The organism is Streptomyces tauricus, from assembly GCF_014650955.1.
GTDB classification, from domain to species: Bacteria; Actinomycetota; Actinomycetes; order Streptomycetales; family Streptomycetaceae; genus Streptomyces; species Streptomyces tauricus.
Genome location: NZ_BMVY01000002.1, coordinates 459,194 through 473,626 on the forward strand (window position 1 = coordinate 459,194; position 14,433 = coordinate 473,626).

Genomic DNA, 14,433 nt, shown 5'->3' on the forward strand with positions numbered 1-14,433 from the left:
TTTATATCTTTGACGCCGTTTGCCACTTACAGGCTATTAGTGACTCTTCCAGGCTTCTCACGGCGAACCGCCGCTCACGAGCCCTTGCGGGCGACGGTGTCCACCGCGACGTCGAAGTACTCCCGCGCCTCCCGCGCCTGGCGGACCGGCGACGAGACCAGCACGTCGTACATCCGGCCGCCCTCCTCCCAGCACAGTTCGTAGATGTGCCGCGCGCCCTCCGCCGCGCTGAAGCCGTCCCAGGTGAACTCCCAGAACGCGGCGGGCCGTCCGGCGCGGGTGGTCTCGGTGACCCGGCCGTCGCGGTACCCGGGATAGGTGTCGGGGCCGTTCCCGGCCGCGCGTTGCAGCACCGCGAGCGGGCCGCCCGGTTCCGGTGCGGACACCTTGACGCCGATGCGGAACGTCTTCCCGGCCGACATGTAGTAGACGCGCTCGCCCTGCGCCTCGCGTGTGAAGCCCACGGGGACGGCGAGCGAGAAGCCCTCCGGATCGTGGACGAGACGGTATCCCGTGGGCACCGTCCGACCGGCCGAGGCCGTGGGCCGGGGGCCGGTGGCACTGACGCTCGGCGTCGGACCGGTGGCCGTCCGGGACGTGGAGACGGAACCCCCCGGCGGTGTCGGTCCGTTGTCCCCGTCGCCCATCAGCAGCGCGGCCGCCGACACCCCCGCCACGGCCATCGCCGCGACGAGGGCCGCCGCGATCAGCACGTTGCGCATCGACGAGGAGACCGCGAAGGGGACTCTCAGCGGGTGCGGCACGGCCGGTTCCGCGACCGTCGGCCCCGAGGTGCCGGGGTTCCGCCCCGACACGTCCCGCCGCGTGGGCGTATAGCCGGCCGGGACCTGCGGCATACGGCCCGTGTCCAGAAAGGCCCGCAGCAGCCGCTCCGCCTCGACCGCGTCGAGCCGCCGCTCCGGATCGCGTTCGAGCAGGCCGCGTACGACGGGGAGCAGGGGCCCGGCGGCGGGGGGCGGAAGTATGTCGTCGACGACCACCGCGTGCAGCGTCCCGCCCAACGAGTCGCGGCGGAACGGTGATTCGCCGCTCAGGGCCGTGCAGAGCAGGGCGCCCAGCGACCACAGGTCGGACTCGGGCCCGGTCCTGAGGCCCGACATCCGCTCGGGCGCGGTGTACTCGGGCGAGCCCACGAACGATCCGCTCTCGGTGAGCGTCGTCGCGCCCGCGACCTGCGCGACCCCGAAGTCCGTGAGGACGACGATGCCGTCCAGGGTCAGGAGCACGTTCGCGGGCTTCAGGTCGCGGTGCAGGACACCTGCGTCGTGCGCCTTGCTCAGCGCGCTCAGAAGGTCGATGCCCATCCGCGCCGCCTCGACCGGGCCGACGGGTCCGGACCGGGAGATGCGCTCGGCGAGCGAACCTCCTTCGAGGAGGTCCATGACGATGTAGGGGCGTTCGTCCTGCTCGACGACGTCGTGCACGACGATGATGTGCGGATGACGTAACTGCGCGATCGCGCGGGCCTCGCGCAGGGTGCGTTCACGCTGCAGCCGGGACTCCGCAGCCGAGAGCGAGGCGTCGACGACGAGTTCCTTGACCGCGACCTGCCGGGCGAGCACCAGGTCCGTGGCCCGCCACACGACACCCATGCCGCCGCGGCCGATTCTGGCTTCCAGGCGGTAACGGCCCGCGATGACACGGGCGTTGTCCTCCGGTCTTTCCCCCTCGGTCGCCATACGTCCCATCATGCCGCAACGGACGGAACCCTTCCGGGGTCGCGCGACCGGGGTTGGCCGACAACCGACGTAGGCCCCGGCAGGAGCCCTCTTCAGGCGGGCGCGCCGCTACGAGGCCGGCGGCTGCCATCCCCGCAGAACCGTGTCGAACTGCTCCCGCGCCGTGTCCCAGTCGGCCTCGGGCGCGGATATATAGATCACGTACTCGACGCCGTCACGGCCGAGATACGCCTGTTCCATGGCGCGGCGCGGCCCCGGGAACTCCGTGTCCTTGGCCAGCGCGGTCCAGGTGAAGTCCCACAGCGCCCCGGGGCGGTCACGGAAGGTGTTGGACTCCAGGCTGACCTGCCGGTAGTCGCTCAGCCGCCCCGAGATCTGCTGTTCCAGGTCGACGAGATGCCGGTACGGGTTGTCGAAGTCGGGCGAGTCGTCGACGGCGATGCGTACGAAGTGCTCGCCGGCGTCGGGCGTGTAGTCGACCTGCGTGCCTTCGGTCTGCCGCTTCCAGCCCTTGGGCAGGACGAGGCTGAAACCCTCGGGGTCGTCGACACGCTCCCAGCCGGCGGGCACGTCACCGGTCTGGGCGGTTTCGGTCTGCTTTCCATTGTCCTCACTGGCCGAGGCGGACGGGGTGTTCGGGGACGAGGACTGGTTCGAGGACTTCGACGCGTCGCCGTCCCCCCATCCGTCCGCCAGCAGCATCGCCGCCACGCCACCGCCGCCGACGAGCGCGGCGGCCAGCACGACCGCGGCGACGGTACGGAACCGTCGCCGCCCGGGCCCGCCGGCCACCGCCGGCTGGTTCGCGGTGGCGCCGGCCGGGTCGGGAGCGGGACGGCCATGACCGCCGTAGGTGTCACGGCCGTCCGGGCCGCCGTAGGGACCCTGCGGATACTGGCCGCTCCCGGGCCCGTTCAAGCCGTGCGAGCCGTGGGCGACGGCGTGGGTGGCGTCCTCGGATCCGGGCACCGCCGGCTGCGCGGGCCCGTACGCGCCCGGCAGTCCCTGGCCGTACGTGCCCCGGGGATCCCGCGTGGGGTCCACGTGCTGGGTCGGCACATAGGCCTGCGCCGCGTCGGGTGCCCTGCCCTCCGCGGCCTCGGCGAGCATCTGCTCGGCCTCTTCGGGACCGGGCCGCTCGGCGGGGTCCTTGCGCAGCAGGGCGGTGATGACGGCGGTGAGCGGGCCCGCGTTCTCCGGGGCGTCGGGCTCCTCGCCGACGACGGCCTGCATGGTCGTCAGCGGGGTCGTCCGCCGGAACGGCGACCTCCCCTCGACGGCCGTGTAGAGCGTGGCGCCGAGCGCCCACAGGTCGGCGGACGGGCCCGGGTCCTGGCCGCGGATGCGTTCCGGCGCCAGATAGTCGACCGACCCGACGATCTCGCCGGTACGGGTGATCGTCGTGTCCCCCTCGACCTGGGCGATCCCGAAGTCGGTGAGCAGCACGCGCCGGTCGTGGGAGAGCAGTACGTTGCCGGGTTTGACGTCGCGGTGCAGTACGCCGGCGGAGTGCGCGGCCCGCAGAGCGCGCAGGACCCACAGCCCGACCCGGGCCGCCTCCCTGGGCTCGATGCGTCCCGCGTCCTTGACGGCGTCGGCGAGCGAGCCGCCCTCGACCAGCTCCATGACGATCCATGGGCGGCCGTCGTGTTCCAGTACGTCGTGCACGGTGACGACGGCCGAGTGGTTGATGCGCGCGGCGGCCCTGGCCTCGGCCCGGGTCCTGGCGAGGAGGACGGCCTGCTCGCTCTCGGACACGTAGAGCGCGGCCGTCAGCTCCTTGATCGCGACGGCGCGGTGCAGCACTTCATCGCGCGCACGCCATACCCGGCCCATGCCGCCACTGCCGATGGAGTCGGCGAGCCGGTAGCGGCCTGCGAGAAGCAGGCCCTGCATCTGATTCACGTTTCCCCGCAATGCTCTTGACAGGGTCAGACTAAGGACCGACACGCACCCAGGGAACCGGCGGGGTCCTACGGAGACAGCACTGTGACGGTTCCCACGGGCGTGAACGGGCGGTTGCCGCGCGGTGATCGGGCGTTGAGCGGCGAACCGATGTCATGCGGTGTCATGGCCGCACAAGACCCCTGGCTGCAGGGTGTGATGACACCACATCACCCGGTGCCCCGGTGACCTGGGGTCACGGTGACGCGGTGACGCGGTGACGTGATGGCGCGGTGGCCTGGTGACCCGATGCCTCGTCAACCGGTGATCTGGTACGTCGACGACGCCTGCTCGTAGAGCCGCGTCACCTCGTCCCGCTCGGCCTCCGGACCGCGCAGCTGCACCACGTGGTACTTCCCGCCGGCGATGACCACGAGGTTCCGTACGTAGACCTCGCTCCCCGTGGAGTCCTGCCAGGTGAACTGCCCCTCGGCCATGGCCCGTCCGCCCACGTCGATCCGCCGCATCCCGCTGGACGTGGCCCAGGTCGAGTCGCGGAACGGCTGCAACTCGCGCTCGTCCTCGCGCTGGTAGGACATCGGATCGCTGCCGAACTCCTCGGTCGTGTCGCGTCCGGGCACGACCAGCAGCTCGAACTTGCCGTGCGAGTAGACGACCTGGCCGCGTCCGTTCTTGCCGGTCCGCTCCCAGCCGTTGGCGACCGCCACCCGGAACCCCTCGGAGTCCTTGCGCAGGGTGAAGCCCTGCGGAAGCTCGGGTCCTGTGGTCTGGGTCGTCGAACTGGACGAGCGCGTCGGGCTGCCCTTGTCGCTCGGCGACTTCTCGCCCTGCGGATCGGAGCTCGCGTTCCCGTCCGGCCCCGCGCCGGTGTCCCCGGAGTGGCCGGGGGTGGGGGCGACGACGTCCCCCGCGGAACCGGTGCGCTCACCACCGGAGTCGGTCTTGGGCATGAACGCCATGGCGTACGCGACGGCCGCGGCCATGACGAGCAGGATCAGCAGGAGCAGCGTCCGGCCGAGCCGGCGCGGCTTGGCCTCCCTGCCCTGCTTGCCCCGCTTGTGCCGGCCGTGCGGGGTGGTCGCGGGCAGTCCCGCACGACGCCTGCGGACCAGCTCGCCCCGACGGCGTACGACAGGCAGCCGGGTGGGGTCCATCGGCGGGGCCGCGATGACGAACGTGCCCGCCTCCGGCTCGGGCGCCGAGCGCACCAGCGAACGCAGCCAGCCCCGCAGTTCCTCGAAGTCCAGCCGCTCGGTGGGGTCCTGCCGCAGCAGCGACTCCACGACGGGGCGCAGCGGACCGCACTCCTCCGCGAACGCGGGTGGTTCCGCGCACACCAGCTGCACCAGCTCGGCGGTGCTCTCCTCGGGGTAGGGCGCGTGGCCCTGAACGGCACGGAAGAGCAGCGCGCCCAGCGCCCACAGGTCGGTCGCGGGCCCGATCGGCGCGGCCAGCTGCCAGTTCTCGTGCACGGGTCCGGCCTGCTCGGGCGCCCAGCGCTCGGTGACGGGTCCCACGACGGCCATCCGCGCCTGCCGGGCCCGCTCCGCCGCCAGCGCGGTCGCCGGGCCCCGCCGGGTGGCGGCACCAGAGGTGAGCTGACTCCACTGCGTGGGAGCCCCGCCTGTACCCGCACCCGCACCGGGCTCCGCGCCCGTGCCGGGGGCCGCGGAGGTGTGGTCGGCCGAGGGCGCGTACCCGGCGCCGTACGCGGCGGCCTCCGTCGCCCGGCTGTCGGCCGTACCGCCGATCCCGCCGCCGCCATGCCCGCCGTTGCCGCCGTGCCCGCTGTTGCCGTTGCCGCCGTGTCCGCTGCCGCGGCCGTCGGGGAGCGCGGACGGCCTGCCCTGTCCAGGGCTTCCTACGGCGGGGGCCCCGCCGCGCGGCGCCGCACCGTGCCACGCGCCCGGCAGTCCCGCCCCGCCCACCCCGTACGGGTCGGCGATCTGTCCCGGCGGCGAGGTGTGCTCCACCCCTTGTCCGGCTATCCGGCCCGAGATCGGCCCCGAGGTCTGTCCGGGCTCCGGGTCGCTCCCACCGGACAGCGACCGCGGGGCGGGCAACGCCGCGTTCCCGCCGCCCCGCTGCTCCTCCTGCACCCGGGCCGCGGCCCGCGCACCCGCGCGGTAGGCCGCGATGGCTCCGGCCCGCGCGGCCCGTACGTCCCCGCCCGCGTCCAGCGCCCGCTGCGCCATGTCGGAGGCGTGCGCCTGGGACTGCGTCCGGCCCTGTGCCTGTGTCTGAGCTTGTGCCTGTATCTGGGCCTGAGCCTGGGTCTGCGCTGGTGCGTGCGCTTGCGGGACGGGCAGCGCGCCCGTGCCCCCGCGCACGGCCTCGACCGCGGCACGGCCGCCGTCCGGCCCCCGCGCGCCGGGTACCGCCTGTCCGACGGAGCGGCCCGGCGTGCCGGACCGGCCGAGCTGTCCGGCCGCACCACCGGCCCGGGCCACCTGCCCGGACGGGCCGCCCGCACCCGTCGGACCGGATCGACCTGTCTGTCCCGCCTGGCCCGGCCGCCCTGCCGGGCCGCCCACCGTTCCGGGCCCGCCCTGTCGGCCCGTACCGGCTTCGCCCTCTGCGGCCGGGACCGGGTCGTATCCGCACAGCGCCTCTTCCGCGGCCCCCGAGGCGAGCCCCGTGAGCATCACCCGGCCGTCGTCGCAGACGAGCACCGTGCGCGCGGTGATGTTCCGGTGCACCCATCCGTGCGCGTGCAGCACCCGCAGGGCGGTCAGCACGTCGGAGGCCACCTCGGCGGCCCGGTACGGGCTCAGCGGCCCCTCAGCGAGCAGTGCCGCGAGCTGCCGCGCGGGTACCAACTCGCTCACTATCCACAGCGAGCCGCCCTCGGCGAAGACGTCGAAGACCTGGTCGAGCCGGGGGTGGTCGGGTATCTGCGCCGCGGCCTGGGCGGCCTCGATCGCCCGTCGCACGGCCGGCTCGGTGGGCCGCCGTGTGGTCCGCGCGGACGGCCGCCGCACCCCGGCGTCCCGCGCCACGAACCCGTCGGGCAGCCCGTCCGCGTCGAGCACCTCCGCCTCGACGACCTCGGGCAACGGCACCTGCCTGACCAGGACTTCCTGTCCGCTGTAGGTGTCCCAGGCGCGGGACTCGCGGAACTCGTACTCGTCGGCCGGCGGGAGCGGCAGGCGGTAACGGTCGGCGAGCACCCGTCCCGCATAGTCCTCCACGATGCCTCCCCCAGCCGCCCGGTTTGGTCAGATCCGTTCGCCATGCGTCCCGTTGTGGCTGCAGTTGTGCCTGCGTACGGTCCGCAACCACTCACGATACGTGCCGGAGGCAACCCATCATGAGGAGATACGAGATCTCAATTGACCCGTGACCCTCAGGACTTCGGTTCGAACGACTTCGTCAGCGTGCGCCACGTGTCTTTACGAAGCTCGGTGTCCCATTTCGAGCCCTTCGCGGTGTACATGAGCGCATATCCCTGACTGTCATTGACGACGAAGCCGCGGTCTATGGACCGGTATTCCGTGCCGCCGTCCACGTAGGTGAATTCCCAGTCGGCCGTGTTCCAGCCGCGGTAGTCCACCTTCTCTATTCGGATCCGCTGATACTGCGACCGCTGCATGAACTGCTCTTGGTTCTTCCAGTCGGCCACCGGGTCGTCCTTGGGCGTCGTGGTCCAGCCGACCAGCAGCTTCTGTCCGTCGGGACCGGCGAACCGGGCGCCGGCCGCACTCGTGGACTGGTATTTCCAGCCCTTGGGCAGGCCGATCGAGAACCCCTGCCCGTCCTTGTGCGTGGACTCGACGCCGCTGCCCGAACCGCTGTTGGAGCCGTCTCCGGACCCGCCCGATCCGCTCGACTCGCCGGAAGCGCTCGCGCTCGGCGAACTCTCCTTCGTGGCGCCCCCGCCGGAGGAGTCCGTCTTGCCGTCGTCGTCCGAATCGGTGCCGCTGTTCTCGTCCTGTTTGGTGTCGCTTCCCGCGTTCGCGCCACTGGACGTCGACTTGTCGTCGCCGCCCTTGTTCTCCTTGGCGCCCGAGCCGTCGTCGCCACCCAGCGTGACGGCGAGGATCGTGCCGAGCACGGCCAGCGCAACGACGACGGCGATGATCACCAGCGTCCGCCGGGACACCACATCGGTGAGCGGCGCCCTGGAGGTGGTGCCCCGCGAGTACCCGCCCCGGGAATCGCCCGGATGTCCGCCCCCCGCACTGGAGTTCAGTGCGGTGGCGGCAGCGTCCCGGTTCTTCGCGGCGGCGGGCGCACCGGCGCCCGCGGCGCTACCGGCGGCAGCGGCCGCGGATCCCGGCCGCGCACCGGAAGCGGCGCCCGAACCGGAGGGCGAGGCGGCGGACGGCGTCGCCGCCGTCGACGCGGCAGGCGTCGCGGACTTTGCGGGAGCCTGCGACCCCGACGCGGCGGCCTTCTCGCCCGACGCCTCGGCGGACCGGCCGGCGGCCACTCCGGCACCGGCCGCCGCGGCGGCCCCTGCCGCTCCGGCCGCCTTGCCCTTTCGCACGGAGCGCAGCGCCCCGCGCAGCCGGTCGCCCGGCTCCTCACTCTTCTTGCCCCCGCCCGAAGTCCCCTTCTTCGAGGGGCTCTCCGCGGGGAAGTCCGGCAACGGCACGACCTTCGTCGCGTCCACCGGCTCCGGCTCGTCCTTGGGCTCGGGAGTGTTGATGATCTCGGTGAGCATCTTCCGCGCCCCGGCGTCGTCGAGGCGCTGCTCGGGGTCCTTGACGAGGAGGCCGTAGATGACGTTCTCCAGCGGGCCCGCGTTCTTCGGCTGCTCCACCGGCTCCGTCATCACCGCGGTGAGCGTCGCGATGGCGGATCCCTTGTCGTACGGCGGTACGCCTTCCACCGCCGCGTACAACAGGCCGCCCAGCGACCACAGGTCGGCCGCGGGGCCCGGCTTGTGCCCTCGCGCCCGCTCGGGCGAGATGTACGAGGGCGCGCCGACCAGCATGCCGGTCGAGGTGATGGACGGGTCGCCCTCGACCTGGGCGATGCCGAAGTCCGTGAGCACGACCCGGCCGTCCTTGCCGATGAGCACGTTCGACGGCTTCACGTCGCGGTGCAGGATGCCCTCGCGGTGCGCCGCGCGCAGCACGTCGAGAATGGCGAGACCCACCTCGGCCGCGCGCCTGGACGTCAGCAGCCCGTCCTCACGGATCACCTCGGCGAGGGACTTGCCCTCGACGAGTTCCATCACGATCCACGGCCGGTCGTCCTCGTCGACCACGTCGTAGACGGTCACCGCACTGTTGTTCCGGATCCGTGCGATGGCCTTGGCCTCGCGGAAGGTCCGGGTGATCAGGCGACGCTTCTCGTCCTCGTCGATACGCGGCGGCAGCCGCAGTTCCTTCACGGCGACCGTGCGGCCCAGCGTCTCGTCCTCGGCGCGCCATACGGTGCCCATACCGCCCCGGCCGAGAACTCCTCCCAACCGGTACCGCCCGGCGAGGAGACGCTCACTATCGTCCTGACGGGATGCTCCCGCCCGCTCCGCCTCCGACATGCGTCCCCTCATGCAACCCGCCCTGACAGAGCCTCCATTGTCCCCCACCCGGCGACCGTCCGATGCCCCGGGTGCCCCTCCTGGAAGCAACGCTTCCCCGAACTGCCCCGCATCCGTTCCCCACCTGCCCCTCGGCCCCGCTCCTCCCCCGTCATGAGCTGCGACAAGGGAGGATTTCGAGGCCACCGTCGAGGTGCCACTGCCTACCGCTCCGAAGGGCGGGTACCCACTTCGCCCAAGCGAAAGCCCCCGCGGACCACACCCGCACGCACGCGCCCCCACCCCCACCACCGAACCCGCTATGCCCGCCCGCGAGTTCGGCCGCGCACGTCAAGCCGAGGCACGCCCCCTCCCCCCCCTTCCGGCCCAGCGCCGCGCCAGGCTCCACCTACAGCGGCACGATGTCCGGTGCCCCCAACCGCGCCGCGTCGGCCGTCAGATCGTCCGGCTGGCGCTGCGACTCCCGCTCCGCCTCGACCCGCTTCTGGTAGTGCTCGATCTCGCGCTCGATCTGGTCCTTGTCCCAGCCGAGCACCGGCGCCATCAGTTCGGCGGCCTCCCGCGCGCTGCGTGTGCCCCGGTCGAAGGTCTCGATCGAGATGCGGGTGCGCCTCGTCAGCACGTCGTCCAGATGCCTGGCCCCCTCGTGCGAGGCGGCGTACACGATCTCGGCGCGCAGGTAGTCGTCGGCCGCCGGCAGCGGGTCGCCCAGCGTCTGGTCCGCGGCGATGAGGTCGAGTACTTCCTCGGCGAGCGACCCGTACCGGTTCAGCAGGTGCTCCACACGCACCACGTGCAGGCCGGTCCGCGCGGCGATCCGCGCTCGCGCGTTCCACAGGGCCCGGTAGCCCTCGGCGCCGACCAGCGGGATGTCCTCGGTGACACACTCGGCGACCCGCTGGTCGAGGCCGTGCACCGCCTCGTCCACCGCGTCCTTCGCCATCACGCGGTAGGTCGTGTACTTGCCGCCCGCCACGACCACGAGCCCGGGCGCCGGATGCGCCACGGTGTGCTCGCGCGACAGCTTGCTCGTGGCCTCCGACTCACCGGCGAGCAGCGGCCGCAGTCCCGCGTACACCCCCTGTACGTCGTCACGTGTCAGCGGCACCGCGAGGACCGAGTTCACATGCTCCAGCAGGTAGTCGATGTCGGCGCTGGACGCCGCCGGGTGCGCCTTGTCCAGGTCCCACTCGGTGTCCGTCGTCCCGATGATCCAGTGCCGGCCCCAGGGGATCACGAACAGCACGGACTTCTCGGTGCGCAGGATCAGCCCGCTCGTCGAGGTGATCCGGTCCTTCGGTACGACCAGATGGATGCCCTTGGAGGCCCGGACGTGGAACTGGCCCCGCTCCCCGACCATGGCCTGGGTGTCGTCCGTCCACACGCCGGTGGCGTTCACGACCTGCTTGGCGCGGATTTCGTACTCCCCGCCGCCCTCGACGTCCTGCACCTTGGCGCCGACGACACGCTCGCCCTCGCGCAGGAAACCGGTCACGCGGGCCCGGTTGGCGACCTTCGCCCCGTACGCCGCCGCGGTGCGCACCAGGGTCGCCACATAGCGGGCGTCGTCCATCTGCGCGTCGTAGTACTGCAACGCCCCGACCAGGGCGTCCTTCTTCAGTGCGGGGGCGACGCGCAGGGCGTGGCGCCGTGAGAGGTGGCGGTGCGTCGGCAGTCCGCGGCCGTGGCCGCGCGCCATCGACATCGCGTCGTAGAGCGCGACGCCCGATCCGGCGTACAGCCGCTCCCAGCCCTTGTGCTGCAAGGGATACAGGAACGCGACGGGCTTCACGAGGTGCGGTGCGAGCCGCTCCAGCAGCAGCCCGCGCTCCTTCAGCGCCTCCCGTACGAGCGCGAAGTCGAGCATCTCCAGATAGCGCAGGCCGCCGTGGATCAGCTTGCTCGACCGGCTCGATGTGCCCGACGCCCAGTCACGCGCCTCGACCAGGCCGGTGGACAGGCCGCGGGTGACGGCGTCCAACGCGGTGCCCGCGCCCACCACGCCCGCTCCCACGACGAGCACATCCAGTTCGTGCTCGGCCATCGCCGCGAGTGACCCGGCACGCTCCGCCGGTCCCAGTGTCGCTGTCCGCACAGTTGCCTCCAGCTGTCTGTCGCGCCGGGCTCACCCGTACGGCGAGGCCCCGCTCACATCCCCCATGCCCAAATTCTGACTGTGATGCCTGACATCGGCCACCACCGGCGGTCCGCCTGTGGATATCTCTCGGCGACTTCCGGAGAAACACAACCGAGCAATCCCGCATATCGGTCATATTTACTCCTAGTCTGACATTGCGCTCGCCTGTTCTGTCCACAGGGCTTGCGCCCTCGCCCCACTCCGGCTACTGCCACTCCGGCTACAGGGAAGGACGGCCCACCGCCATGCCCGCAGACCTCGCCGTCATCGGCCTCGGCCAGCTCGGCCTGCCCCTGGCCCAGGCCGCCGCCACCACCGGCATCCCCACCCTCGGCTACGAGTGCGGTGACCCGGCGCCACTGGCCGCGGCCGACCTGCGCCGGATGCTGTCCACGGGATTCCGGCGGGCCACCGACCCGGCCGAGCTCGGCCGCGTACGCACCGCCGTCATCTGCGCTCCGACCCCGCGCGGCGCGGACGGGACGCTCGACCTGGGGCAGGTGGCCTCCGCCGCCCGCACCCTGGCCGCGCACCTGCGTCCGCACACCACGGTGATCCTGGAGTCCCCCGTGTACCCGGGCACGACAGAGGAATTCCTCCGTCCGCTCCTCGAAGAGGGCTCCGGGCTCCGCGCGGGCCGCGACTTCCACCTCGCCTATTCGCCCAGTCGGGTGGATCCGGGCAACCGCGACCACGGTCCCGCCAACACCCCGAAGGTCATCGGCGGCCTCACCCCGGCCTGCACCGAGTCGGCCGCCGCGTTCTACGGCCGGCTCACCGACAAGGTCGTACGCGCGCGTGGCCCCCGCGAGGCGGAGACCGTGCAGCTCCTGGAGACCAACTACCGGCACGTCAACATCGCCTTGGTCAACGAGATGGCCGTCCTCTGCCACGACCTGGGTGTCGACCTGTGGGACGTCATCCGCTGCGCCGAGACCAAACCGTTCGGCTTCCAGGCCTTCCGCCCCGGCCCCGGAGTGGGCGGCCACGCCGTCCCCCGCGACCTCGCGGGCCCGCGGACCCGCTCCCTGCGCATGGTCGAACTGGCCCAGCAGGTCAACGACCACATGCCCCGGTACGTCATCCAGCGCGCGGCCGCGCTCCTCAACGAACACGGCAAGTCGGCCCGCGGCGCACGCGTGCTGCTCCTCGGCGTCACCTACAAGTCCGACCACGCCGACCAGCAGGGCTCACCCGCCCAGGAGATCGCGACCCGCCTGATGGAACTGGGCGCCGCCGTCAGCTACCACGACCCGCACGTCCCGTCCTGGTCCATCCTCGACCGCCCGGTCCCCCGAGTGGACTCCCTGTACGAGGCGGCAGCGGACGCGGACCTGACAATCCTCCTCCAACAACACCGCACCTACGACCTACAGGGCCTCTCAGTAAAGGCCCAACTCCTCCTGGACACCCGCGGAGCGACCCCGACCGGGGCGGCGCACAGGTTGTGAAAGGGGGCGCGGGACACACCCGAAGCCCCGGCCGCTGGTGGCGAAGGACACCCACCGCCGGTACCGTACGGAAGCAGGTGGAGCCCACCGCAGGGGGTACTGCGGCAGGCTCCAGGATGGTTAACGGAGTGTCCGCCCCCAGTTGTTGTGGGGGCGGCCGCTCACCATCCGAAAATCCGCAGAATCCACCTCCTCCGGCACTTCACCGTCCACAGACGGATCCGGTCCCAGCGGGTGGGCTTGCGGTGGCGGCCCATGGGCGGCCCCCTTCCACGACGCCACCCAGAGACCCGGTAGGCGGCTCGTCGGAACTCGGGCCGGGCCCCGAGGGCCGGGGTCCGGAACGATGTCCTCGTAAGGGGGCGCCCATACAACTGGAGCGCCGGACACGGACGTTATCGCCTCGACACGGCTGTTTCCCGCCCATTCGGCGCAAAGGCAACCGTGCGCCCCCTGAACGTGAAACGCGCCCCACCAGGGGCGTTCGGGCACACGAAGGGGCCCGGTCACTCACCCCTGTGAGTGACCGGGCCCCTTCGTTTGTTTCCGCTCAGGCCGAGCGCGGCGTCACGTCAGCGCTTGTGCTGGGCGTCCGCCACCGTGACCTCGACCCGCTGGAACTCCTTCAGTTCGCTGTAGCCGGTCGTGGCCATCGCGCGGCGCAGGGCGCCGAAGAAGTTCATCGAGCCGTCAGGGGTGTGCGAGGGGCCCAGCAGGACCTCCTCGATCGTGCCGACGGTGCCGAGGTCGACCTTCTTGCCGCGCGGCAGCTCCTCGTTGACGGCCTCCATGCCCCAGTGGTGGCCCCGGCCGGGCGCGTCCGTCGCGCGGGCGAGCGGGGAGCCCATCATCACGGAGTCGGCGCCGCAGGCGATGGCCTTGGGCAGGTCGCCGGACCAGCCGACACCGCCGTCCGCGATCACGTGCACGTACCGGCCGCCGGACTCGTCCATGTAGTCGCGGCGGGCGGCGGCCACGTCGGCGACGGCGGTGGCCATCGGGACCTGGATGCCGAGCACGTTGCGCGTGGTGTGCGCGGCGCCGCCGCCGAAGCCCACCAGCACACCGGCGGCGCCGGTCCGCATCAGGTGCAGGGCCGCCGTGTACGTGGCGCAGCCGCCGACGATGACCGGGACGTCCAGCTCGTAGATGAACTGCTTCAGGTTCAGCGGCTCGGAGGCGCCGGAGACGTGCTCCGCGGAGACCGTCGTACCGCGGATGACGAAGATGTCGACCCCGGCGTCCACGACGGCCTTGGAGAACTGGGCGGTGCGCTGCGGGGAGAGCGCGGCGGCGGTGACCACGCCCGAGTCGCGCACCTCCTTGATGCGCATCCCGATCAGCTCCTCCTTGATGGGAGCCGCGTAGATCTCCTGGAGGCGGCGGGTCGCGGTCTCCACGTCCAGCTCCACGATCTCGTCGAGGAGCGACTGCGGGTCCTCGTGCCGCGTCCACAGGCCTTCGAGGTTGAGGACGCCCAGGCCGCCCAGCTCCCCGATGCGGATGGCGGTCGCCGGGGAGACCACCGAGTCCATGGGAGCCGCCAGGAACGGCAGCTCGAAGCGGTAGGCGTCGATCTGCCAGGCGATCGAGACCTCCTTCGGGTCGCGCGTACGACGGCTCGGGACGACGGCGATGTCGTCGAAGGCGTACGCCCGGCGGCCGCGCTTGCCGCGCCCGATCTCGATCTCAGTCACGTGTGTGGCCTTTCCCTCTTCGGTTCTGCGCGTTCCAGTATCCCCGACACAC

The 14,433-nt window shown here is 72.1% G+C and carries 7 protein-coding genes; 1 reads left to right on the forward strand and 6 read right to left on the reverse strand.

Annotation, left to right across the window (positions count from 1 at the left end; all coding sequences use genetic code 11):
* Positions 1-74: 74 nt before the first annotated feature.
* The 5 genes from IE278_RS06640 to IE278_RS06660 form a co-directional block, all read right to left on the reverse strand.
* Positions 75-1,700 (reverse strand): serine/threonine-protein kinase, encoded by a 1,626-nt coding sequence (locus IE278_RS06640; protein WP_189769677.1) that lies wholly within the window; start codon positions 1,698-1,700, stop codon positions 75-77.
* Between the two features lie 108 nt (positions 1,701-1,808).
* Positions 1,809-3,596 carry a serine/threonine-protein kinase gene (locus IE278_RS06645; protein ID WP_189769679.1) on the reverse strand — a complete coding sequence of 596 codons (1,788 nt, stop codon included), beginning with the start codon at positions 3,594-3,596 and terminating at the stop codon, positions 1,809-1,811.
* A gap of 305 nt (positions 3,597-3,901) precedes the next feature.
* Positions 3,902-6,796: a serine/threonine kinase C-terminal domain-containing protein gene (locus IE278_RS06650; protein ID WP_189769681.1), complete on the reverse strand. Its 2,895-nt coding sequence runs from the start codon at positions 6,794-6,796 to the stop codon at positions 3,902-3,904.
* A 155-nt stretch (positions 6,797-6,951) separates the two neighbouring features.
* Entirely contained in the window at positions 6,952-9,096 is a 2,145-nt protein-coding gene (locus tag IE278_RS06655; protein ID WP_189769683.1) for a serine/threonine-protein kinase, read from the reverse strand.
* Between the two features lie 388 nt (positions 9,097-9,484).
* Positions 9,485-11,191 carry a glycerol-3-phosphate dehydrogenase/oxidase gene (locus IE278_RS06660; RefSeq protein ID WP_189769685.1) on the reverse strand — a complete coding sequence of 569 codons (1,707 nt, stop codon included), beginning with the start codon at positions 11,189-11,191 and terminating at the stop codon, positions 9,485-9,487.
* Between the two features lie 287 nt (positions 11,192-11,478).
* Between IE278_RS06660 and IE278_RS06665 the strand changes: the two genes are divergently transcribed.
* Positions 11,479-12,684: a nucleotide sugar dehydrogenase gene (locus IE278_RS06665; RefSeq protein WP_189769694.1), complete on the forward strand. Its 1,206-nt coding sequence runs from the start codon at positions 11,479-11,481 to the stop codon at positions 12,682-12,684.
* A 572-nt stretch (positions 12,685-13,256) separates the two neighbouring features.
* On the opposite strand, the gene IE278_RS06670 is transcribed toward IE278_RS06665, so the two are convergent.
* Positions 13,257-14,381, reverse strand: coding sequence for a GuaB3 family IMP dehydrogenase-related protein (locus IE278_RS06670; protein ID WP_189769696.1), 1,125 nt, complete (start codon positions 14,379-14,381; stop codon positions 13,257-13,259).
* Between the last annotated feature and the right edge of the window lie 52 nt (positions 14,382-14,433).

Excerpts from the sequence above, each read along its gene's own strand:
- IE278_RS06640 (WP_189769677.1), bottom strand. The coding sequence starts at position 1,700 with ATGGCGACCGAGGGGGAAAGACCGGAGGACAACGCCCGTGTCATCGCG.
- IE278_RS06655 (WP_189769683.1), bottom strand. The coding sequence starts at position 9,096 with ATGTCGGAGGCGGAGCGGGCGGGAGCATCCCGTCAGGACGATAGTGAG.
- IE278_RS06645 (WP_189769679.1), bottom strand. The coding sequence starts at position 3,596 with ATGCAGGGCCTGCTTCTCGCAGGCCGCTACCGGCTCGCCGACTCCATC.
- IE278_RS06665 (WP_189769694.1), top strand. The coding sequence starts at position 11,479 with ATGCCCGCAGACCTCGCCGTCATCGGCCTCGGCCAGCTCGGCCTGCCC.